Origin of the sequence: Pseudomonas sp. AL10 (assembly GCF_029960685.1) — a bacterium.
Lineage (GTDB): Bacteria > Pseudomonadota > Gammaproteobacteria > Pseudomonadales > Pseudomonadaceae > Aquipseudomonas > Aquipseudomonas lactis.
This window is the reverse complement of sequence record NZ_JASBQZ010000025.1, coordinates 45,065-67,886: the sequence shown is the minus strand read 5'-3', so window position 1 is coordinate 67,886 and position 22,822 is coordinate 45,065. Positions and strand designations below refer to the sequence as shown.

18 protein-coding genes and 1 pseudogene are annotated in these 22,822 nt (G+C 60.5%); 5 read left to right on the top strand and 14 right to left on the bottom strand.

The annotated features are described in order from the left end of the window. Positions 1 to 44 precede the first annotated feature (44 nt). Positions 45 to 2,561, bottom strand: coding sequence for a glycerol-3-phosphate 1-O-acyltransferase PlsB (gene plsB / locus QK296_RS20310; protein WP_137204992.1), 2,517 nt, complete (start codon positions 2,559 to 2,561; stop codon positions 45 to 47). Between the two features lie 181 nt (positions 2,562 to 2,742). Here plsB and QK296_RS20305 point away from each other — a divergent pair, with 181 nt between their 5' ends. After that, positions 2,743 to 2,952 (top strand): cold-shock protein, encoded by a 210-nt coding sequence (locus QK296_RS20305; RefSeq protein ID WP_003189131.1) that lies wholly within the window; start codon positions 2,743 to 2,745, stop codon positions 2,950 to 2,952. Positions 2,953 to 3,089: 137 nt separating this feature from the next. Here the strand turns inward: QK296_RS20305 and QK296_RS20300 are convergent, their stop codons facing one another. The 5 genes and pseudogenes from QK296_RS20300 to QK296_RS20280 form a co-directional block, all read right to left on the bottom strand. Further along, entirely contained in the window at positions 3,090 to 3,467 is a 378-nt protein-coding gene (locus QK296_RS20300; protein WP_034134906.1) for a hypothetical protein, read from the bottom strand. A 54-nt stretch (positions 3,468 to 3,521) separates the two neighbouring features. Continuing rightward, complete coding sequence (locus QK296_RS20295) at positions 3,522 to 4,331, bottom strand: putative RNA methyltransferase (RefSeq protein WP_034134907.1); 810 nt, start codon at positions 4,329 to 4,331, stop codon at positions 3,522 to 3,524. Then, positions 4,331 to 5,482, bottom strand: a complete 1,152-nt coding sequence (dapE, locus tag QK296_RS20290) for a succinyl-diaminopimelate desuccinylase (RefSeq protein ID WP_003189136.1) — start codon at positions 5,480 to 5,482, stop codon at positions 4,331 to 4,333. The genes QK296_RS20295 and dapE overlap by 1 nt, the downstream gene beginning before the upstream one ends. Before the next feature lie 34 nt (positions 5,483 to 5,516). Further along, a pseudogene (locus QK296_RS20285) lies at positions 5,517 to 5,624 on the bottom strand (outer membrane lipoprotein carrier protein LolA); the annotation flags it as partial. 81 nt (positions 5,625 to 5,705) lie between these two features. Then, entirely contained in the window at positions 5,706 to 8,297 is a 2,592-nt protein-coding gene (locus QK296_RS20280; RefSeq protein ID WP_094775546.1) for a glycosyltransferase, read from the bottom strand. Positions 8,298 to 8,508: 211 nt separating this feature from the next. Here QK296_RS20280 and tcdA point away from each other — a divergent pair, with 211 nt between their 5' ends. After that, a complete protein-coding gene (gene tcdA, locus QK296_RS20275) occupies positions 8,509 to 9,324 on the top strand; it encodes a tRNA cyclic N6-threonylcarbamoyladenosine(37) synthase TcdA (protein ID WP_032900443.1) in 816 nt (271 codons plus the stop codon). A gap of 584 nt (positions 9,325 to 9,908) precedes the next feature. Here the strand turns inward: tcdA and QK296_RS20270 are convergent. The 4 genes from QK296_RS20270 to QK296_RS20255 form a co-directional block, all read right to left on the bottom strand. Next, positions 9,909 to 10,316, bottom strand: coding sequence for a SufE family protein (locus QK296_RS20270; protein ID WP_003189144.1), 408 nt, complete (start codon positions 10,314 to 10,316; stop codon positions 9,909 to 9,911). Beyond that, a complete protein-coding gene (locus QK296_RS20265) occupies positions 10,313 to 11,518 on the bottom strand; it encodes a cysteine desulfurase (RefSeq protein ID WP_094775064.1) in 1,206 nt (401 codons plus the stop codon). The genes QK296_RS20270 and QK296_RS20265 overlap by 4 nt, the downstream gene beginning before the upstream one ends. Before the next feature lie 67 nt (positions 11,519 to 11,585). After that, positions 11,586 to 12,620: a 2,3,4,5-tetrahydropyridine-2,6-dicarboxylate N-succinyltransferase gene (dapD, locus tag QK296_RS20260; protein ID WP_003189146.1), complete on the bottom strand. Its 1,035-nt coding sequence runs from the start codon at positions 12,618 to 12,620 to the stop codon at positions 11,586 to 11,588. Positions 12,621 to 12,651: 31 nt separating this feature from the next. Beyond that, the gene (locus QK296_RS20255) at positions 12,652 to 13,038 is read right to left on the bottom strand and encodes an ArsC family reductase (RefSeq protein ID WP_282391227.1); all 387 of its coding nucleotides are present in this window, start codon (positions 13,036 to 13,038) and stop codon (positions 12,652 to 12,654) included. Between the two features lie 188 nt (positions 13,039 to 13,226). Here QK296_RS20255 and QK296_RS20250 point away from each other — a divergent pair, with 188 nt between their 5' ends. Beyond that, positions 13,227 to 14,876: a Na+/H+ antiporter gene (locus QK296_RS20250; protein WP_003189149.1), complete on the top strand. Its 1,650-nt coding sequence runs from the start codon at positions 13,227 to 13,229 to the stop codon at positions 14,874 to 14,876. 37 nt (positions 14,877 to 14,913) lie between these two features. Here the strand turns inward: QK296_RS20250 and QK296_RS20245 are convergent, their stop codons facing one another. From QK296_RS20245 to map, 4 genes are all read right to left on the bottom strand, one after another. Beyond that, positions 14,914 to 15,633 (bottom strand): M12 family metallopeptidase, encoded by a 720-nt coding sequence (locus tag QK296_RS20245; protein WP_003189150.1) that lies wholly within the window; start codon positions 15,631 to 15,633, stop codon positions 14,914 to 14,916. A 104-nt stretch (positions 15,634 to 15,737) separates the two neighbouring features. After that, on the bottom strand, positions 15,738 to 16,937 hold the full coding sequence (gene dapC / locus QK296_RS20240) for a succinyldiaminopimelate transaminase (protein ID WP_003189152.1): 1,200 nt from the start codon (positions 16,935 to 16,937) through the stop codon (positions 15,738 to 15,740). Between the two features lie 143 nt (positions 16,938 to 17,080). Further along, positions 17,081 to 19,783 carry a [protein-PII] uridylyltransferase gene (locus QK296_RS20235; RefSeq protein ID WP_282391226.1) on the bottom strand — a complete coding sequence of 901 codons (2,703 nt, stop codon included), beginning with the start codon at positions 19,781 to 19,783 and terminating at the stop codon, positions 17,081 to 17,083. Between the two features lie 64 nt (positions 19,784 to 19,847). Further along, positions 19,848 to 20,630, bottom strand: a complete 783-nt coding sequence (gene map, locus QK296_RS20230) for a type I methionyl aminopeptidase (RefSeq protein WP_003189156.1) — start codon at positions 20,628 to 20,630, stop codon at positions 19,848 to 19,850. Positions 20,631 to 21,017: 387 nt separating this feature from the next. Here map and rpsB point away from each other — a divergent pair, with 387 nt between their 5' ends. Together rpsB and tsf are read left to right on the top strand one after the other, a co-directional pair. Next, positions 21,018 to 21,755 (top strand): 30S ribosomal protein S2, encoded by a 738-nt coding sequence (gene rpsB / locus QK296_RS20225; protein WP_003189158.1) that lies wholly within the window; start codon positions 21,018 to 21,020, stop codon positions 21,753 to 21,755. Positions 21,756 to 21,946: 191 nt separating this feature from the next. Further along, a complete protein-coding gene (tsf, locus tag QK296_RS20220; protein ID WP_003189160.1) occupies positions 21,947 to 22,810 on the top strand; it encodes a translation elongation factor Ts in 864 nt (287 codons plus the stop codon). Positions 22,811 to 22,822 lie beyond the last annotated feature (12 nt).

Genomic DNA, 22,822 nt, shown 5'->3' with positions numbered 1-22,822 from the left:
CTCCTTTTCAACGGCGCCGGAATCCGCCCGGCGCCTCATTCAATCTAGCGGTTTTCTTCAGGGTTGACGGCAATCGGTTCGGCGGCCTCGGCTATGCCGTCCACGCGGTGCAAGGCTACCTGGCGGATCGACAGGCGAATATCCGCCGGCAATACACGTTTGGCCGCGCCCTCGGCCAGTTCGCCGAGCAGGTCGTGATAACCCAGCTTGCCGGCTTCATCGCGGCGCAGAACATCTTGCTCCAGCAACGTCTGAATAAAATGTCGGAAAAGACTCTTGTCGAAGAATTCCGGAGCGTTGAGGCCGTGCAGGATCGACAGGCGCTGGGCCATGATCGTGCACAGGTCTTCCAGCTCTTCGGCGCTGATACTGTTCTGGCCGCTGTTGAGCAGCAACGAGATCGCCATGTAGAAGCGTTGCAGGGTCTGGGCGATGCTCTTGGACAGCAGCGTCAGCAGCACAAAGTGCCGCGAACTCGGCGCCGGGCGCAGGTACACGGCGTTTTCGAAGCGCAGCAGGCCTTGTTCAACGAACGCGTCCAGCCATTGGTCGACCACGCTGTCCAAGTCTTCCAGCGACCAACGGATAAACAGCTCCGATTGCAGGTAGGGGTAAAGCGCGTGGGTGTAGCGCAGGATCTGCTCGCGGCTCATGCGCGAACTGCTCTGGAAGAAGCTCGCCAGCAAGGCCGGCAGGGCGAAGATGTGCAGCACGTTGTTGCGGTAGTAGGTCATCAGGACGGCATTCTGCTCATCCAGATAAACGATTTTGCCCAGGGCATCGCTCTGCTCCGACAACAGGTTCATGTCCTTGACGTGCTTGATCAGCGCCAGGCCATCGCCTTCCGGCAGGGTGGTGTGGGGCGAGTAGGGCACGCGGCGCAACAGCGCCAGGTACAGGTCCAACTGGCGGGCCATGGCTTGTTCATCCAGGGCCAGGCGGGTGGTAGATAGCAGCGCCAGCGCCACCAGGTTCACCGGGTTCACCGCAGCGGCTTCGTTCAAGTGGCGCGCCACCTGTTCGCCGAGGCGATTGGTGGTCTCGTTGAGCCAGGCCGGTTTGTAGTTCGGCCCCAGTTCCTGGGCGCGCCAGTCCGGTTGTTCGGCGTCGAGGAATTCTGCCAGTTTGATCGGCTCGCCGAAGTTGACTGCCACTTGGCCGAAGCGTTGCTTGAGCGCGCCGACCACTTTGAAGATGTCGAAGATCGACTCTTTCTTTTTGCTCGCGCCACGCAGTTCGCCCAGGTAAGTGCGGCCTTCAAGCACGCGCTCATAACCGATATACACCGGTACGAACACGATGGGCATGCGCGAGGAGCGCAGGAAGCTGCGTAGGGTGATCGCCAGCATGCCGGTTTTCGGTTGCAGCATGCGCCCGGTGCGCGAGCGGCCGCCTTCGACGAAGTACTCCACCGGGAAGCCCTTGGTAAACAGGGTATGCAGGTATTCGTTGAACACCGAGGTGTACAGCGGGTTGCCCTTGAAAGTGCGGCGCATGAAAAACGCACCGCCACGGCGCAGCAGGCTGCCGATCACCGGCATGTTGAGGTTGATGCCGGCGGCGATGTGCGGCGGGGTCAGGCCGTTCTTGAACAGCAGGTAGGACAGCAGCAGGTAGTCGATGTGGCTGCGGTGGCAAGGCACGTAGATCACCTCGTAGCCCTGGGCCACCTGTTGCACGCCTTCGATGTTATTGACCTTGATGCCGTCGTAGATCTTGTTCCAGAACCAGCTCAATACCACTTCCAGGAAGCGGATCGCGGTGTAGGTGTAGTCCGAGGCAATTTCGTTGCCATAGCGCAGGGCCAGCGCCTTGGCTTTTTCCGGGGCGATCTTTTCGCGTTCGGCTTCATCCGCAATGGCTTGGCGCACCAGCGGCATGTTGACCAGGCCCTTGACCAGATTACGCCGGTGGGACAGGTCGGGGCCGATCACCGCCGTCTTCAGGTTACGAAAGTGCACACGCAGGATGCGCTGGGCCATGCGCACGGTACGTTCGTGGCCTTTATTGTGCTCGATCAATTCACGCAGGTTGATAGGCGCGGAGAATTGCACGCGGGTCTTGCGCCCCAGGATCAGGATGCTCAACAGCCGGCGTAGACGCCCAGTGACCGCCCAGCTGTCGGCGAATAACAACTTCCACGGGCTGGACTCGCTTTCGGGGGATTGGCCCCAGAACACGCTGACCGGAATGATTTGTGCATTCTCTTCGGCGTGTTCGGTGAGGGTGTTGACCAAGCGCGTCAGAGTTGGGGGCGCGCCGCGCTTGTCTTGGCGGCCGAGCCAATCCGGGTCTGGCGTGAGGTAGAAGAACGCCGCGGGCTCCATCAACGGCCCCACCGATACCGGCAGCACCGGGCGCGGCAGTCCAGCCTTGGTGCACTCTGCATCGACCACCGCCAACTCGGTGAGGGAAGGTGATTGCAGGACGTAGAAAACCGGCCGGCTGCGGTCCAGGTTAAGGGTGAGGGACGACTGGTTGATCGTCTCTGAGCGAACCCAGAGGTACAACAGTCGGCGCAAGGTGCCAAACACCAGACGGCGGAACGGGGAGCGGGTCATAGGCGAACTGCTTCAAGTGGAAAAAACCGAGCAGGCGCTCGGGCGGGTAGTGTGCCGTATTCGCCGAAAATCGGCAAAAAAGCAGCGATGTAAAGTTGAGTTGATGGTTTTTGAGCCTGTCTTATACTCGGCAGTTCAATGCGAGCGACTCAACAATAAAAAAACCAGTGGGAGTGAACAGATGACAACGCGTGAAACCGGCAATGTGAAGTGGTTCAACGATGCAAAGGGCTACGGCTTTATCCAGCGTGAAGATGGCAAGGATGTGTTTGTGCACTACCGCGCCATTCGCGGTGAAGGCCACCGCTCGTTGGCCGAGGGCCAGCAGGTGGAGTACGCCGTGGTTACCGGCGAGAAGGGCTTGCAGGCGGAGGATGTGGTGGGCCTGTAACCACTTTGTTTTGCTAACCCAATCAACTGTGGGAGCTGGCTTGCCTGCGAAGGCATCACTGTGGTCTGACTGATAGACCAAGGTGTCTGCATCGCAGGCAAGCCAGCTCCCACATTGATTGGGTTAGCAATCCGCTGTCAGGCGGTTTTCCACGTGATCTCTTCTTCACCGTCTGCGCTGATGCGAATCCAGCGATCAGCGCTTTCTTCACCCTCTTCTTCAACCCAGGTGCCCGGCGCGCAGCGCACTTCAACATTCAGCGCGGCAAACGCGGCGCGGGCGCAGGCGATGTCGTCGTCCCACGGGGTCTGGTCGCTTTCAAGGTACAGGCTGTTCCATTTGCCCACCGCCTTGGGCAGCCAGGTCACCGGCACGCTGCCGGCCTTGCACTTGTAGGTCTGGCCTTTCTGGACCCAGTCGGTGCACGGGCCCAGGGCGGCGCCCAGCCAGGCGGCGATGGCCTTGTGATCGACGTCGGCGTCCTTCAGGTAAATCTCAATATCGGGTTGGCGCATGGATGTTCCTCGTTGCGGGATTCGAAAATCCATTCGCGGATGGGTAAAAATCGGTCATTGAAGCACGAAATAATCGTAGCGCATCGACACCGTGACCTGCAGCGGCTCAGCCGCCTCGATCACCTCGTGGCGGCGCTCGGCACTGGCCCGCCAGCCGTGGGGCGTCATCGCCAGCAGGTTGGCGCGGTCCTTGGGTTCGGCCAGGCTCAGGGTGAATTCCAGGGTTTCACTGTGCGCCAGATGCATGCCATCCGGCACCAGGGCCAGGTGTTTGTCATCGGTGTATTCACGCACTTCGTCGTACAGGCGCTCGCGCAGCTCCATCAAGTGGCCGCGGGTGGGGCCGACTTTCATCAAGCCGCCGCCGGGGCTGAGCAGGCGCTTGGCCTCTTGCCAGTCCAACGGGCTGAACACGCTGGCGAGGAACTGGCAGCTGGCGTCGGCCAATGGCACGCGGGCCATGCTGGCGATCAACCAGGTCAGCGCCGGGTTGCGTTTGCACGCGCGCTTGACCGCCTCTTTGGAGATATCCAGCGCGTAGCCATCGGCATTGGGCAGGGCCTGGGCGATTTGCGCGGTGTAGTAACCCTCGCCACAGCCAATGTCCACCCAGCGCTGCGGTGCGCGCTCGGCGGCCAGTTCGGCCAGGCGCTTGGCCACTGGCGCATAGTGCCCGGCGTTGAGGAAGTCGCGGCGCGCCTCGACCATGGCCAGGTTGTCGCCCGGGTCGCGGCTGTTCTTGTGCTGCACCGGCAACAGGTTCAGGTAACCCTGGCGTGCGCGGTCGAAGCGGTGCCCGGCCGGGCACGCCACGCCATTGTCCACGGTATTGAGCGGTGCGCTGCAAATGGGGCAGGCAAGCATCAGGCGAGCAACTTGATCAGGGTCTGGTAGTAGATTTCGGTCAGCACATCGAGGTCGCTGGCCAGGATGCGTTCGTTGACCTGGTGGATCGTCGCGTTGACCGGCCCCAGTTCGACCACCTGGGTGCCCAGCGTCGCAATGAAGCGCCCATCGGAGGTGCCGCCGCTGGTGGATGCCTTGGTCTCACGCCCGGTGATCGCCAGAATGCTGGCCGACACCGCATCGAGCAGAGCGCCCGGCTCGGTGAGGAACGGCAGGCCCGACAGCGCCCACTCCACATGCCAGTCCAGGCCATGCTTGTCGAGAATGGCCGCGACCCGTTGCTGCAGGCCCTCGACGGTGGACTCGGTGGAAAAACGGAAGTTGAACACCGCCGTCAGGTCACCCGGGATCACGTTGGTGGCGCCGGTACCGGAGTTGAGGTTGGAAATCTGGAAGCTGGTCGGCGGAAAGAAGGTGTTGCCGTCATCCCAATGTTCGGCGGCGAGTTCGGCCAGGGCCGGTGCGGCCAGGTGGATCGGGTTCTTCGCCAGGTGCGGGTAAGCCACGTGGCCTTGTACACCGCGCACGGTCAAGGTGGCACCGAGGGAGCCACGGCGCCCGTTCTTGACCACGTCACCCACCAGGCTGGTGCTCGACGGCTCGCCGACGATGCACCAGTCCAGGCGCTCCTTGCGTGCGGCCAGGCGTTCGATCACGGCCTTGGTGCCATGGTGCGCCGGGCCTTCTTCGTCGCTGGTGATCAGGAAGGCGACCGAACCCTTGTGGTCCGGGTAGTCCGTGACGAAACGTTCCGCTGCCACCAGCATCGCCGCCAGGCTGCCTTTCATGTCGGCCGCGCCACGGCCGCAGAGCATGCCGTTTTCATCGATCAGCGCGTCGAACGGGTCGTTCTGCCAGGCCTGCACCGGGCCGGTCGGCACCACGTCGGTGTGACCGGCAAAGCACAGCACCGGACCTTCATGCTTGCCATGGGTGGCCCAGAAATTGTCCACGTCGAAGATGCGCATCGGTTCAAGCGCAAAACCGGCGTCGCCCAGGCGCTGCATCATCAGCTTCTGGCAATCGGCATCGACCGGCGTGACCGACGGGCGACGGATCAGGTCGATGGCAAGTTGAAGGGTCGGCGAAAGGTCGGCATGGGCCGTCATGGGGGAACTCCGGAAATCGAGGCGGCGATGTTCTAACTGTAGGAGCGAGCTTGCTCGCGAAAAACTCAAAGGCACCGCGTGCATTCAGGATGCCCGCGTCATCGTTAACGATTTTCGCGAGCAAGCTCGCTCCTACAGTGATGGGTGTAAGGCACGCAAAAGGGCCGTTATCTTATAGCAAAACGGCGGCCAAGGGCCGCCGTTTAGTGCATTGCGTCACTTTTTACGCCGCCGGTGCCGCCTCGGGCGCCGCCGAAGGTTTGGGCAGTGACGACAAGAACGCCATGATCAGCGCCGCCACATACGGCAGCGACTGCACCAGCAACATCACCACCCAGAAGCGCATGTCGTTGCTCGGCAGGCCTTGCACCAGGTAGATCCCCAGCGCCGCGCCCCACAGCAGTAGCATGATGAACATTTCTTCGCGGGCTTCGGAAATCGCCACCCAGAAGCCGTGGTTATCCGCGTTTTTCGGTGTACGAAAGAACGGAATACTGCTGGTGAAGAAGCCGTACAACACCGCCTTGGCGATGGTGTGGGACAACGCCAACCCGGCCAGCGCCGCGCAGAACGCATCTTTCAAGTTCACGCCTACCGCACGACGGTAGAGGAAGATGATTTTGCCGACTTTGAACACAAACAACGCCAACGGCGGGATCGCGAAAATCAGCAACGGTGGGTCGACTCGGGTCGGCACGATAATCATCGCTGCGGACCACAACAGGGCGCCGACGGTAAAGAAGATGTTCATGCCATCGGCCACCCACGGCAACCAGCCGGCGAGGAAGTGGTAGCGCTGGCCACGGGTCAACTCGGTGTCTTTGCCACGTATCAGGCTGGCGGTGTGGCGCTTGATGATCTGGATCGCGCCATAGGCCCAACGGAAACGCTGTTTCTTGAAGTCGATAAAGGTATCCGGCATCAAACCTTTGCCGTAGCTGTCGTGGTAGTACGCCGCCGACAAGCCTTTTTCGAACACGCGCAGGCCCAGCTCGGCGTCTTCACAGATGCACCAGTCGGCCCAGCCCAGCTCTTCGAGCACCGAGCGGCGGGTCATGGTCATGGTGCCGTGCTGGATGATCGCGTCGCGGTCGTTACGGGTGACCATGCCGATATGGAAGAAGCCTTTGTATTCGGCGTAGCAGAGCTTCTTGAAGGTGCTTTCGTTCTGGTCGCGGTAATCCTGGGGCGACTGCACCACGGCGATTTTCGGGTCGGCGAAGTGCGGCACCATGTGCTTGAGCCAGTTGGGCGACACGCAGTAGTCCGAGTCGATCACCGCAATCACTTCGGCATCCTTGGCGGTGTGCGGGATCAGGTAGTTCAGCGCGCCGCCCTTGAAACCGGCCAGGGGCGCGACGTGGAAGAACTTGAAGCGCGGGCCCAGGGTTTCGCAGTAGTCGCGCACAGGCTCCCACACCGCCGGGTCCTTGGTGTTGTTGTCGATGATCAGGACTTCGTAGTCCGGATAATCGAGGGCGGCCAGGGCGTCGAGGGTCTGTTTGACCATTTCCGGTGGCTCGTTGTAGCACGGCACATGGATCGACACTTTTGGACGGTAGTCCGAGTCGCCTTCCACGGGCAGGAATTCACGTCGGCGCTTGTGGGTCCACACCGCTTCTGCCAGTTCGTGGGCTTCGGTCAGCAACACGATAAACACACCCAGGGCGCCGAGCGCGAGCAACACGCCAACGGTCACGCTGAACCAGGTGCTGTATTGCTGGCTATAGTCGTAGCCGATCCACACCAGCACCGACCCGCAAAGGAACGCAATAAAGGTCAGGAAGGTACGGCCACGCTGGCGCAGGGCCGAGCCGTCGATCATCAACAGGGTCAGGGACAGCAGCGCAAGCACCACCGAACCGATGGCCAGTACCCGCCATTGCGGAATCGCCACCACCGGGCCATCAAAGTTGAATTTCTGCTGGCGCGCGGCGTTGAACACGCCCCAATACGCGCCCGCCGAGCCTTCGTCGCTGACCTTCCACGGCTGGTCGAAGGCTTCGATCACGAAGTAGTTGTAACCCTGGCGGTTGAGCTTGTTCACCAGCGTACGCAGGTAAATGGCCTGGTCTGCCGGCGATGATTCATTGCCACCGCGCATACGGCCATTACTCGGCCAGCCCACTTCCGACAGCAGCAGTGGCTTTTTCGGGAAGGCTTTCTTCAAATCCTTGGCGCGGTCGAGGACGTACTGGCCGGCCTTGTCCATCGGGATGTATTCCCAGAACGGCAGGATGTGCGCGGCGATCAGGTCGACGTGCTTGGCCAGTTGCGGGTTCTTTTCCCAGATGTGCCATTGCTCGGAGGTGGTCACCGGCACTTTCACGGCGGCGCGCACACGGTCGAGCAGCACGATCAGGGCTTCAGGGGTGATTTCTTCCCGAAACAACGCTTCGTTACCCACCACTACGCGTACGACACTGCGCGAGGTGTTGGCGATCTCGATAGCGCGCTGGATCTCCCGCTCGTTACGTTCCAAGTCCGGGCTGATCCAGATCCCCAGGGTCACGCGCAGGCCGAACTCTTCGGCCAGCTTGGGAATATCCCCCAGGGGGCCGTCCACCGAGTAGGTACGGATGTTGTCCGTCAGCTTGCTCATGATCGCAAGGTCCTGACGCATCTGTTCGTCGGTAGGGTACTGGTCTTTCTGCGGATACTGGCCCTGCTGGAACGGCGAGTAGGAAAAACCGGAGATCTGATCGGGCCAGTTGGGAGCGGTGACCGGGCGGTTGATCAGCGCCCAGAAACCGGTGAACAGCGCGGCAATTGCCAGCACCACCACCAGGTTGAGTCCAAATTTACGCGATGCCATGGTTATGTCGGGTTCCAAAGGGTGCGGAACGAAAGAGGTGTCGGCCTACGCCGAACGGCGCGCATCCTACACCGGCCCTTCCCTGAGCGTACAGCAGACAGAGAAAAGCCGGACGTTAGTCTGCGAAAGTCCGCCTAAGTTCTTTACTTGTAGCTGCAAGCGTCGAACTTGTCGCGGCGTAGCCCTATAATGCGCGCCGGTTTTTGGGGTAATGATGATGAGTACAGAAGATCCGCGGTTTGCAGGCGTCGCCCGCTTGTACGGCCTTGAGGGCCTGGAACGCTTGAAAGCGGCCCATGTGGCGATTGTCGGCGTCGGCGGCGTAGGTTCCTGGGCGGCGGAAGCGATTGCCCGCTGCGGGGTGGGCGAGATTTCGCTGTTTGACCTGGACGATGTCTGCGTCAGCAACAGCAACCGCCAATTGCATGCCCTGGACAGCACCGTGGGCAAGCCCAAGGTCGAAGTGATGGCCGAACGCCTGCGCGGTATCAATCCCGATTGCACCGTGCACGCGGTGGCAGACTTCGTTACCCGCGATACCATGGCCGAGTACATCACTCCGACGATCGACTGTGTGATCGACTGCATCGACGCGGTCAACGCCAAGGCGGCGCTGATTGCCTGGTGCAAGCGCCGCAAGATCCAGATCATCACCACCGGCGGCGCCGGTGGGCAGATTGACCCCACGCTGATCCAGGTGTGCGACCTGAACCGCACGTTCAATGACCCGCTGGCCTCGAAAGTGCGCTCTACCTTGCGCCGCGATTATGGCTTTTCGCGCACTGTGACCCGCCATTACAGCGTGCCGTGCGTGTTTTCCACCGAGCAACTGCGCTATCCCAAGCCTGATGGCAGCATCTGTTTGCAGAAGAGTTTTGTCGGCGATGGCGTGAAGCTGGACTGCGCCGGAGGGTTTGGCGCGGTGATGATGGTCACGGCCACGTTCGGCATGGTAGCGGCCACCAAGGCGGTGGATAAGATTGTGGCGGGGGTGCGCCGTCCCTCAGAGCGCATCAAGCCCACCTAGATCTCACCACCCGACAGAGATTCAAACTGTGGGAGCTTGCTCCCGTGACGGCCTGACAGCCGACGCTGATCTCACTGACGCACCTCGATCCAAATGTGGGAGCTGGCTTGCCTGCGATGAAGCCCTGCCAGCCGACGGCAATCTACCTGACACCCCACGATCTCAATGTGGGAGCGGGCTTGCTCGCGAAGGCGGCTTGGCAGTCAACACAGTTGGATTGTGTACATATCCATTGCTGCGGTAACGGCTACTTAGGGTTCCGCTCTGACAGCGGGTCACTTTGGAAAAGAGCCCCAAAGTAACCAAAGGGCTCTTGCCCCACCACTCGGCACCTCGCTTAGGCTCGGTGTGCCCGAACGCAGGCTTGAATCCGTGGGCCGCCGCCACGCGCCATCCATGGCGCGGGGCGGCTAACCCGGCGTCCTGCCGGGTTACCCACGAATTCAAGCCTGCGTTCGGCCAGCGTGGTTTAACGGGGCGCCTGAGATCAAGATCAAAAGCAGATCAAGATCAAGAGCGGCTCGCTTCGCATCGTGGTTACCGTCGGTTACCTATGGCCATCCCAGGCAAGCCACACATTATTTCTATGTACGCGTCAGGTCTCGCATGCGTTGCAGTACGGCATTCAAACCGTTGCTGCGCGACGGCGATAACTGGCGCGACAAGCCCAGTTGATTGAACCAGTCAGGCAGGTCAACCGCTTGCAATTGATCAGCCGACAGCCCATTGACCCGCGCCAGCAGCAACGCCACCAACCCACGAATCATCCGCGCCTCGCTGCTCGCAGCAAACTGCCAGTGGCCGTCCTGCAAACGCCCCACCAGCCACACCAGGCTTTCGCAACCTTGCACCCGATTAGCGTCGATCTTTTCGTCATCAGCCAGAGCGGGCAAGCGTTCCCCCCATTGCATCAGCATCCGCGCGCGCTGTTCCCAACTGCCTACGGCCTGGAAAGCTTCCAGCGCGGCTTGTGCCTCCAGCGGCAAGCTCATCGCAGCATGTCCAGCGCCTGGTCCAGCGCTTCAAAAAAGCGCTCCAGGTCGTCGGAATCGTTGTAGAGCGCCAGGGAGACGCGGATTGCGCCTGACAGATTCATCGCCTTCAACAGCGGCATTGCGCAGTGATGACCGGCACGCACGGCAATGCCTTGCTCGGTCAGCAGGTGGGCGAGGTCGGCGTTGTGCACGCCCTCCACCACAAAACTCACCAGCGCCACTTGCGGCGAGCCCAGCACGCGCACGCCATTGCGTGCCTTGAGCCCACGCAGTAGGTAGTCATGCAGGGCGGCTTCGTGGGCGAGCACCGCCGAAGCATCCAGCGAACTCAGGTAATCCAGGCTCGCGCCCAGGCCTATCACGCTGGCAATCGGTGGAGTGCCGGCCTCGAAACCCAGCGGCGCGGGGCGAAAGCTGGCGCTGTGATAGTCCGCCTGTTGCACCATCTCGCCGCCAAACTGCCAGTGGCGCAGGTGATGCAGGGCTTCATTACGGCCATACAGCACGCCGACGCCGTCCGGGCCGTAGAGTTTGTGGCTGGAAAACACGTAGAAGTCGCAGCCCAGGGCCTGCACATCATGGCGGCCATGGACGATGCCTTGGGCGCCGTCCACCACCGTGAGGGCGCCGTATGCCTGGGCCAGCATCAGCAAGGCTTGCAGCGGCTGCCAGGCACCGAGCACGTTGGACAACTGGCTCACCGCCAGCAGGCGCGTGCGTGGGCCAATCAAGCTGGCGGCGGCGTCCAGGTCGATCACGCCGTCATCGCCCAGGGGCAAGACCACCAGCGTGAGTGCGCGGCGTTTGGCCAATTGCTGCCAGGGCAACAGGTTGGCGTGGTGTTCCAGGGCGCTGATGGCAATCTCATCGCCCGCATTGAATAAGTGCTCCAGGCCATAGGCCAGGAGGTTCAGCGCAGAGGTGGCGCCGTGGGTAAACACGACCTGCCCGCTGTCACCTGCGTTCAACCACTGCGCGACCTTGCTGCGGCTGTCTTCAAAGGCCTGGGTCGCATGGGCCCCGGGCAAATGCTGGGCACGGTGCACATTGGCTGCGCCATTGGCGTAGTAATGACTGATGGCATCCAGCAGGGCTTGAGGTTTTTGCGTGGTGGCGGCGCTGTCCAGATAGGTCTGGTCCTGCCGTTGCAGGGTGGCGATGGCCGGGAAGTCGGCGCGCCAGGGGGAGGGCACAAGCATGGTGATCAAGACTCGTATAAGCGAGCCGCCCCGAAGATGCGGCCCGCTAGTGGCATCGAGTGGCTGCTTAGTTGTGAGCGTGCAGCGCTTCGTTCAGTTCGATGGCCGATTTGTGGGTTTTGCACTCCACGGCACCGGTTACGGAGTTACGACGGAACAGCAGGTCTGGCTGGCCAGCCAACTCGCGTGCCTTGACCACCTTGACCAGTTGGTTCTGCTCATCCAGCAGGGCAACCTTGGTGCCGGCGGTGATGTACAGGCCCGACTCCACGGTGTTGCGGTCGCCCAATGGGATACCGGTACCGGCGTTGGCGCCGATCAGGCAGCCTTCGCCGACCTTGATCACGATATTGCCGCCGCCCGACAGGGTGCCCATGGTGGAGCAACCGCCGCCCAGGTCCGAGCCCTTGCCGACGAATACGCCCGCCGATACGCGGCCTTCGATCATGCCCGGGCCTTCGGTGCCGGCGTTGAAGTTGACGAAACCTTCGTGCATCACGGTGGTGCCTTCGCCTACGTAGGCGCCCAGGCGGATACGTGCCGCGTCAGCGATACGCACGCCGGCCGGTACGACGTAGTCGGTCATTTTCGGGAACTTGTCCACCGAGAACACTTCCAGCAGGTCGCCACGCAGGCGCGCTTCCAGTTGGCGCTCGGCCAGCTCATTGATGTCGATGGCGCCCTGGCTGGTCCAGGCCACGTTCGGCAACTGCGGGAACACACCGGCCAGGCTCAGGCCGTGAGGCTTGACCAGGCGATGGGACAGCAGGTGCAGCTTGAGGTAGGCCTCAGGCGTGGACGTCAGTGCGGCGTCTTCGGCCAGCAGGGTCGCGACCAGCGGCGTGTGGCTTTCTGCCAGGCGGCTGAGCAGGGCGGCCTGGGCGGCATCGACGCCTTTGAGTGCGTCGGCCAGTTGCAGGGCCTGGCTCACGGTGAAGGTGATCGCCTGGTTGCCTTCGGTGTAACCGAGGATCGGTGCGATGGCGGCAACGATTTCAGCCGATGGGTTGAGCAAGGGTTGTGCGTAAAACACTTCCAGCCAAGCACCTTGGCGGTTCTGAGTGCCGACGCCGAAGCCCAGGCTGAACAGGGAATTGGACATGCTGTTACCTCTACAAAAATGGAAGGCTGGCCTACTTGAGGGCCGCCGAATAACTATCTGGCTTGAAGCCAATCAGGGTTCTGTGACCGAGATCGAGCACCGGGCGCTTGATCATCGAGGGTTGTGCGAGCATCAGTTCAATGGCTTTCGACTGATCGAGATCGGCTTTGCGTTCGTCTTCGAGTTTGCGAAAGGTGGTGCCCGCACGGTTCAAAACCACCTGCCAACCGTGCTCGTTGCACCATTGGGTCAAGTGTTCGCGGTCGATACCGGCCGTTTTGTAGTCATGGAACTCATAGCTCACCCCGTGCTCATCGAGCCAGGTGCGCGCCTTTTTCATGGTGTCGCAGGCTTTAATGCCGAAAAGGTGCAAGGTTTTGCTTGAAGCAGTCAAGGAATTGCCCCCCTTTGGACGCATGAAAAATGAAAGATCGCGGATTATGCCACGACCGGCGGGTTTCGGCGCCGCTCGTCAACAGCGTGCGACTTTTGTGCAAAAGCCGGTGCGCAGCCTAGGCGAGTAACATAGCCAGGTAATATGGCACTTCAACGGCCAGTTGTTGCCTGATGTGTCGTTGCAAGTCGATTGTCCGGGAAACCCGCGTTATGCAAACCGCCTACACCGTCCTTATCCTGCTGATGCTGGTCAGCCTTTCGCGCCTCGTCGGGCGCGTCATCCCACTGCCGTTGCCCCTGGTGCAGATCGCCGCCGGCGCCTTGCTGGCCTGGCCCACGTTAGGGCTGCACGTGGCGCTGGACCCGGAGCTGTTCCTGTTTCTATTCCTGCCGCCGCTGCTGTTTTCCGATGGTTGGCGCATGCCCAAGCGCGAGTTGTGGCGCCTGCGTGGCCCGATCCTGACATTGGCGGTGGGGCTGGTGCTGTTCACCGTGGTGGGCGCCGGCTATTTCATCAATTGGTTATTGCCAACCATCCCGTTACCGGTGGCTTTCGCCCTGGCCGCGGTTTTGTCACCGACGGACGCCGTGGCGGTGTCGGCCATTTCCCAGAACCGTTTGCCCAAGCCGCTGATGCACATGCTCCAAGGCGAAGCCTTGATGAATGACGCATCTGGCCTGGTGACCTTCAAATTCGCCCTGGCCGCAGCGTTGACCGGGGTCTTTTCCCTGGCAGATGCCAGCCTGACGTTTGTGCTGGTGGCAGTGGGCGGGCTGGCGATCGGGGTGGCGTTGAGCTGGCTGGTCGGCCGCCTGCGCGCCTGGATGATCGCGCGCGGCTGGGATGACCCGGCCACTCATGTGGTGTTCATGTTGCTGCTGCCCTTTGCTGCGTACGTACTGGCTGAACGCCTGGGCGCGTCCGGCATTCTCTCGGCGGTGGCGGCGGGCATGATGCAAAGCTGGCTCGACCTGCTGCCGCGCCAGACCAGCACGCGCCTGCTCAACCGCAGCGTGTGGTCGTTGCTGGAGTTTGCCTTCAACGGTTTGATCTTCCTGCTGCTGGGCCTGCAACTGCCAGACATCATCAAGGCCGTGGTCAGCCATGAAACCACACTGTGGCCCACCTTGATGTATCGCTGCCTGGACGTGGTGGCGATCTTCCTGGTGCTGGTGGTACTGCGCTTTATCTGGGTGCAGAGCATCTGGCGGCTGTCGGGGTTGCTGCGCCGGCTGCGTGGCAAAAGCGCGCTGACCCTGGTGCCGACGGCCCGTTCCTGCTGGCTGTTGACCGTCGGCGGTGTACGCGGAGCGGTGACGTTGGCCGGTGTGATGTCGGTGCCCTTGCTGCTGGCGCCGGGCCAGGATTTTCCTGAGCGTGACCTGCTGATCTTTATCGCTGCCGGGGTGATCCTGCTGTCGCTGGTCGCTGCCTGCATCGCCCTGCCGTTACTGCTGCGTGGCGTCGAAAAAGGCCCGGATGAAAAGCGCCACAACGAAGTGCGCGAGGCCTGGAAGAAGACCGCGGTGGCGGCGATTCACGCACTGGAGGCTCAAGAACCCGCCGAAGCTGAAACACCGGACGCCGCTCAAGCGGCACTGGCCACCGAGCTCAAGGCGCGGCTGATGGCGGAGTATCGTCACCAGTTGGACGTGTTCAATGATTCGGCCGAAGCCCAGGCGCTGGCGCTGCAAATGGACCAGTTGGAGCGCAAGTTGCGGCTCAAGGCCCTGCGTGCTCAGCGGTTGGAGTTGTATAGCTTGAGCCGTCATCACCAGATTGGTGATGACGTGTTGAGGGAGGTGTTGGCGGAGTTGGATATGAGCGAGGCGAATTTAGGCACGATGAAACCTGGATAATGGGTGGTTCTGCGTTTATCACGCTGAATCCGGAGCATTAGCCTCCGAATCTTTTGGGGGTATAAAGCTTGCGAATGATTTCTTTGTCCCCCTCTGAGAGTGAATCATTGGCCGGAACGCCTCTGCTATCCTTAGTTGCGCTTGGATGTATAGGGTAGTGCATGATGGATCGTCTGTCGTAGCTCGTGATCAGCAGGTCGTTTCCGGTAGGCAGTTTGAACAGGTTGTTATAAACATCCTCTTCATCCCAGTTGTCGTCTTGCTCAAAGGCTTTATATACAGAGCTTTCTTTCCAGTTGATATCATGTTCCGGATGCTGGTGTTCATGCTCAAGACCCAAGGCATGCCCGATTTCATGCAAGGCTGTTCGACGAAATCCTTTTGAGTCGTCGCTCCTGTTCAAGTGCATCGTTGGTTCGTGCAGCGGTATTTTCTTAGCGTCGGTACCAATCGCTGACCAGTTTCCATTGAAACCTTCGTCGTCGCTGATTCGAATATCGCCTTCTTTACCGTCCACGACTCTGAATTGCAGTCCGGGAGTGTGATGGGCCCACTCCCTGAGCGCATCGACTACCAGTGCTTTGCTTTTTTGGTCTTTCAGATCCAGTGCGACGGTAACAATGCCGTCAGGCCATCGCTTACTTGTGTCCGCTATACCCCTTTTGGTTCTGCTTGTACGTTCGGAAGCCGAAGTATCGTTATTAATGTGAGGCGGATAGAAAGAGTGAGTGGTCGACCCGGGGGCAGTTATGCTCATACGCTCTACTCATGGGATTGTGTCAAGTAGTGGAAAGCGAGGGGGGATTGGTTCCATAGGCAAAGGAAACCGCACTGCCTTGCACAGTGCGGAATTTAAAATGTTTATGGCTTGCGCTGGATAAAGTTGCGAATCCGCTCAGCCGCTTCCACACATTCCGCCAACGGCGCCACCAACGCCAGGCGCACACGCCCCGCGCCAGGGTTGAAGCCGTCCACTTCCCGCGATAGGTAAGAGCCCGGCACCACTGTCACATGCTCTTGCACGAACAAATCGCGGCAGAAGGCAGCGTCGTCGCCTTGCACATTCGGCCACAGGTAAAAGCCCCCATCCGGGCTTTGCACGTCCAGCACCGGCTTGAGGATCGCCAGCACCGCATCGAACTTCTCGCGGTACAGGTCACGGTTGGCCAGTACGTGGGCCTCGTCCTGCCAGGCCGCAATGCTTGCAAGCTGGGTTTGCACTGGCATCGCGCAGCCGTGGTAGGTGCGGTACAGCAAAAAGGCCTTGAGGATCTCGGCGTCGCCGGCCACAAAGCCTGAGCGCAGGCCTGGCAGGTTGGAGCGCTTGGACAGGCTGTGGAATACCACGCAACGCTTGAAGTCCTCGCGGCCCAGCTCGACGCAGGCGCTGAGCAGGCCTGGTGGCGGGGTTTGCTCGTCGAAGTACAGCTCGCTGTAGCACTCGTCGGCAGCGATGACGAAATCGTATTGGTCGGCCAGGGCGATGAGTTTTTTCAGGGTGTCGACCGGGATCAGTGCGCCAGTCGGGTTGCCGGGGGAGCACAGGAACAGGATCTGGCAACGTTTCCAGATGTCGGGGGAGACGGCATCGAAGTCCGGGTTGAAGCCGTTGCTATCCAGGCATGGCAGGTAGTGCGGCTTGGCCCCGGCCAGGAACGCGGCGCCTTCGTAGATCTGGTAGAACGGGTTGGGGCTTACCACCAGCGCGTCGTCGCCACGGTTGACCACGGTCTGGGTGAAGGCAAACAGCGCCTCGCGCGTACCGTTGACCGGCAAGATGTTGCGCGCCGGGTCCAGCCAGCCCTTGGGCACGTTGAAGCGGCGTTCGCACCAGGCGCCGATGGCTTCGCGCAGCGCCGGAATGCCCAAGGTGGTGGGGTACACCGCCATTTGATCGAGGTTATGGCTCAAGGCCTCGGCAACGAAGGCCGGTGAGGTGTGCTTGGGCTCGCCGATGGACAGGGCGATGGGGCGTTTGTCCGGGTTCGGCGTCACGCTGCCGAGCAGGGCGCGCAGTTTCTCGAAGGGGTAGGGCTGCAACTGGTTAAGGGCGTTGTTCATATAAGCCTCTATCACGGTGAGCACGGAACCTGTGGGAGCTGGCTTGCCTGCGATGGCATCACTGCGGTCTACCTGACGGACCAAGGTGTCTGCATCGCAGGCAAGCCAGCTCCCACAGGGCTCCTGTTCACAAAGTTAAGAATTCAAATGGTCAGTCGGGTCAGCTCGACACCGGGTTCCTGGCTCACGCTCAATTGCTCCACGATCGCCGCTTGCAAGCGCAGGCACAACTCCGGGTCGGACAGTGGCTGGTTGTCGGCGTCGGTGATAAAGAACACGTCTTCCACGCGCTCCCCCAGGGTCGCAATCTTGGCGTTCTGCAACGACAGATCGAACTCCAGGAAAATCCCGCCGATACGCGCCAGCAGCCCTGGGCGATCCGGTGCGCTGAGCTCCAGCACCGTCACTGGTCGCTGGGCGTCGTTGGAAATAGTCACCTGGGGCGCAAAGGCAAAGTGCTTGAGCTGGCGCGGCACCCGGCGCTGGATGATGGTGGGGTAGTCGTCGGGGTTGCGCAGGGCTTCGGTGAGGCCCTCGCGGATCTTTTTCACGCGCGCCGGGTTGTCGCCAATCGAGTCGCCGTCGGTGTCGAGCACGATGTAGGTGTCGAGGGTGAACTGGCTGCTGGAGGTGATGACCCGGGCGTCATGGATGTTCAGGTTGAGCTGGTCCATGGCCGCCACGGTCACGGCGAAGAAGTCGTGCTGGTCGGGCGCGTAGATGAAGATCTGCGTGCCGCCTTCGAATTCGCGCTGGGTGGTTTCCTTGATCAAGACCAGCGGGCCACCATCGGCGGGTTGCTGCAGGATTGCGTCACTGTGCCAGGCCACGTCGCCGGCGGTGTGGCGCAGGAAGTAATCGTCACCCAGTTGCGACCAGAGTTGCTCGACGTCGTCCGGGTCGTTACCGCCGCGCACCAGGATATCCAGGGCCGCACTTTGGGTGCGGCGGATCTGCTCTTCGCGGTCCACCGGGTTCTCCAGGCCACGGCGCAGGGCGCGCTTGGTCTCGGTGTACAGTTGGCGCAACAGGCTGGCGCGCCAGGAGTTCCACAGCGTCGGGTTGGTGGCGTTGATGTCGGAAACAGTCAGCACATACAGGTAATCCAGACGGGTCTCATCGCCGACGATGCCGGCAAAGTCGTGAATCACCTGTGGGTCGGACAAGTCCTTGCGCTGGGCCGTGGTCGACATCACCAGGTGGTTCTGCACCAGCCAGACAATCAGGCGGCTGTCCCACAACGGCAGTTGGTGGCGCTGGCAGAAGGCTTCGGCATCCACCGCGCCGATCTCCGAGTGGTCGCCATGCCGGCCCTTGCCGATGTCGTGGTACAAGCCGGCGAGGTAAATCAGCTCGGGCTTGGGCAGCTTGGCCATCAGCTTACTGGCCAGCGGGAATTTCTCTGATACCTGGGTGTACTGCAACTTACGCAGATGTTTGATCAGGTTCAGGGTGTGGGCATCGACGGTGTAGATGTGGAACAGGTCGTGTTGCATCTGCCCGACGATAAAACCGAACTCCGGCAGGTAGCGCCCGAGAATGCCGTAACGGTTCATGCGCCGCAGGTTGCGGTGGATGCCGATGCGGCACTTGAACAGCTCGATAAACAGGCTGGTATTGCGAATATCGTTGCGAAAGTCGTCGTCGATCAGGTGACGGTTTTCCCGCAGCAGGCGGATGGTATCGGCGCGCACGCCTTTGATTTCCGGCTGCTGCGCCATCAACACGAAGATTTCCAGCATGGCGAACGGCGTGCGGCGGAACACGTTGTCGTTGCGTGCTTCGATATAACCGTCGTGCAGTTGGAAGCGCGCATTGATCGGCTGCGGCGGTGCTTCGTCTTCGGGGGCCAGGATCACTTCTTCGAAATGCTGGATGATCAAGTCGCTGAGCTGGGCAATGCTCATGACCACCCTGTAGTACTGCTGCATGAAGCTTTCGATGCTGGTCTTCGCGTCTTCGCCCTCAAAGCCCAGCAGGGTGGCGATAGAGCGCTGGTGATCGAACAGCAGGCGGTCTTCGGAGCGCCCGGCCAGCATGTGCAGGGCGTAGCGCACCTTCCACAGGAACTCCTGGGACGAAGCCAGCAGAGTGTTTTCGCTCTCCACCAGGAAGCCTTCGCCGGCCAGGGCGCGCAGGTTCAGCGTGCCGTATTGGCGGCGCGCCACCCACAAAATTGTCTGGATATCCCGCAGCCCGCCCGGTGAGCCTTTGACGTTGGGTTCCAGGTTGTATTCGGTGTCGTTGTACTTGTGGTGCCGGGCTTTTTGCTCGGCGCGCTTGGCCAGGAAGAACTCCTTGCTCGGCCACATGTGTGCGGTGCTGGTGACTTCGAGCATGCGCTGGCGCAGGCGCTCGGGGCCGCAGATGGTGCGGCTTTCCATCAGGTTGGTGACCACCGTCAGGTCGGCACGGGCCTCTTCGGCGCATTCGTCCACCGAGCGTACGCTCTGGCCGACTTCCAGGCCGATGTCCCACAGCAACGTCAGAAAGCGCTCGATGGAATCGCGAAAGGTCTCGTGATCGGCATCGTCCAGCAGGATCAGCAGGTCGATATCGGAGTAGGGGTGCAGTTCACCACGGCCGTAGCCGCCGACCGCCACCAGGGCGATATCGACGTCGAAACTCCAGTTGAACTGCTCCCAGGCCTTTTGCAGGATGTTATCGACGAACCAGGCGCGGTCTTCGATCAGGCGGCGGATATCCCGGCCGCTGCGAAAGCGCGCATCCAGCACCTCGCGGGCTTGGCGGATGGCCTTCTTGAAGGCCGCGATAGGGCTTGCCTTCAATGCCAGCTCGGCCTGGAACTGGCCACGGTCGAAGAGTTCGGGATCCACCTGGGGCATCGATCGGCTTTCCTTTCTATCTATCAGTCAGTCACAACACGCTGTGGGAAAACCTGGGCAACCTTCAGGCCGAAACGCGTGGGATGGTGTCGTCGGCGCGCAGGGTGAAAATCTCATAGCCGGTGTCGGTGACCAGCAGGGTGTGTTCCCACTGGGCCGAGAGCTTGCGGTCCTTGGTGATGGCGGTCCAGCCGTCGCCCAGCACCTTGGTGTCGGCCTTGCCCTGGTTGATCATCGGCTCGATGGTGAAGGTCATGCCGGCTTTGAGTTCCATGCCGGTGCCGGCGCGGCCGTAGTGCAGGATCTGCGGCTCTTCGTGGAACACTTTGCCGATACCGTGGCCGCAGAATTCGCGCACCACCGAGAAACCGTTCTTTTCCGCGTGCTTCTGGATCACTTCGCCAATGTCACCCAGGCGGCAGCCGGGCTTGACGATTTCGATGGCCTTGTACATGCATTCCTGGGTGACTTGGGACAGGCGCTCGGCCCACACCGGTACATTGCCGACGTGGAACATGCGGCTGGTGTCGCCGTGGTAGCCGTCCTTGATCACCGTGACGTCGATGTTCAGGGTGTCGCCGTCCTTCAGTGGCTTGTCACCGGGAATGCCGTGGCAGACCACGTGGTTGATCGAGGTGCAGATCGACTTGGGGAAGCCTTTGTAATTCAGTGGGGCAGGGATGGCTTTTTGCACGTCGACTATATAGTCGTGGCAGATGCGGTCCAGCGCTTCGGTGGTGACGCCGGGCTTGACGTGTTCGGCGATCATTTCCAGCACGTCGGCAGCCAGTTTGCCGGCAACGCGCATGCCTGCGATGTCTTCGGCGGTTTTCAAGGTAACGGTCATACAGGCTCTCTCTAGCGCGACGCGCTGAAATCAATACGGTTCACGGGGGCGCGACAAAGGGTTACAGCATTCGCGCAAGTCCCAAAAAACGCGATTCTAACAGACGATGCTGGCAAATCATGCGCATCTGGTGATCGCTTCTCTCTATGAGGTAGAGGCATGTTGGCTGTATTCAAGGGCTTACGCAAAGACGACGACCGGCAAGTGTGATTGCGGGTTTCGTTTTTGCCGATGCTGTGGTATAAAATGCGCCGCTTTCCGGGGATACCCCGCAAAGCTTAAATCCACACACGTGTCGACACGATGACCTGGGTGCCGGAGGCCTTGATGCCGCTGGTTGGTCATTGGGATACGTGGAGGCCAAACCCGACTTATTAAGGAACTATCATGTCCCAAGTCAACATGCGCGATATGCTGAAGGCCGGTGTGCACTTCGGTCACCAGACCCGTTACTGGAACCCGAAAATGGGTAAGTACATTTTCGGCGCGCGTAACAAGATTCATATTATCAACCTTGAAAAAACCCTGCCAATGTTCAACGAAGCACTGACTTTCGTAGAGCGTCTGGCCCAGGGCAAAAACAAGATCCTGTTCGTCGGCACCAAGCGTTCCGCTGGCAAGATCGTTGCTGAAGAAGCAGCACGTTGCGGTTCGCCGTACGTCGATCACCGCTGGTTGGGCGGCATGCTGACCAACTTCAAAACCATCCGTGCTTCCATCAAGCGTCTGCGTGACCTTGAAGTACAAGCCGAAGACGGTACTTTCGCCAAGCTGACCAAGAAAGAAGCGCTGATGCGCTCCCGTGACCTGGAAAAGCTCGATCGTTCCCTGGGTGGTATCAAGGACATGGGCGGTCTGCCTGACGCACTGTTCGTTATCGACGTTGATCACGAGCGCATCGCGATCACCGAAGCCAACAAGCTGGGCATCCCGGTTATCGGCGTAGTCGATACCAACAGCAGCCCGGAAGGCGTTGACTACATCATCCCAGGCAACGATGACGCAATCCGCGCTATCCAGCTGTACATGGGTTCGATGGCTGACGCTGTAATCCGTGGTCGCAACCACGTTGCTGGTGGTACCGAGCAGTTCGTTGAAGAAGCTCCGGTAGCTGCCGCTGAGTAATTGACGCCCTGGCGTTGACTCAGTAAGCAAAAAGGGGGCTTGGCCCCCTTTTTGCCACCTCGAAAACCATTTGTCGGCAGCGCAGCTACATCATTTGTAACGTGCAGCGGCCTACAACGGAGATTCGGGAAGAATTGATCGCCCGTTTGATCGGGTGGAATGGTTGAAAACCTATCCAAGAGGATTTTGAAATGGCAGAGATTACTGCAGCGTTGGTTAAAGAACTGCGTGAGCGTACCGGCGAAGGCATGATGGATTGCAAAAAGGCCTTGACCAAGGCCGGCGGCGACATCGAAAAAGCCATTGATGACATGCGTGCTTCCGGCGCCATCAAGGCTGCCAAGAAAGCAGGCAACGTGGCTGCTGAAGGCGCTATCGCTCTGAAAGAAGACGGCAAATCCGCCGTTCTGCTGGAAGTGAACTCCCAGACCGACTTCCTGGCTTTGCAGGACGACTTCAAGGCATTCGTTGCTGCCAGCGTTGAAAAAGCGTTCGCCGAGAAAATGACTGACGCCGCTCCGCTGATCGAAGCTCAAGAAGCTGATCGCCTGGTACTGGTCGGCAAGGTTGGCGAAAACGTCAACATCCGTCGCCTGGTTCGCGTTGAAGGTGATGTGGTTGGTGGTTACCTGCACGGCAACAAGATCGGTGTTGCAGTTGTTCTCAAAGGCGGCGACGTTGAGCTGGCTAAAGACATCGCAATGCACGTTGCTGCAAGCAACCCTGAGTTCCTGCTGCCTTCGGAAGTGTCTGCCGACGCAATCGAACGTGAAAAAGCTGTGTTCCTGAGCCTCAACGCCGACAAGATCGCCGGCAAGCCAGAGAACATCGTTGAAAACATGATCAAAGGCCGCATCAGCAAGTTCCTGGCTGAAGCAAGCCTGGTTGAGCAGGCGTTCGTCAAGAACCCTGAAATCAAGGTTGGCGAACTGGCCAAGAAAGCCGGTGCTGAAATCGTTTCCTTCACTTACTTCAAAGTAGGCGAAGGTATCGAGAAGCCGGTCGACAACTTCGCTGAAGAAGTTGCTGCCCAGCTGGCTGCCGCCAAGCAATAAGACAGTTCCAAA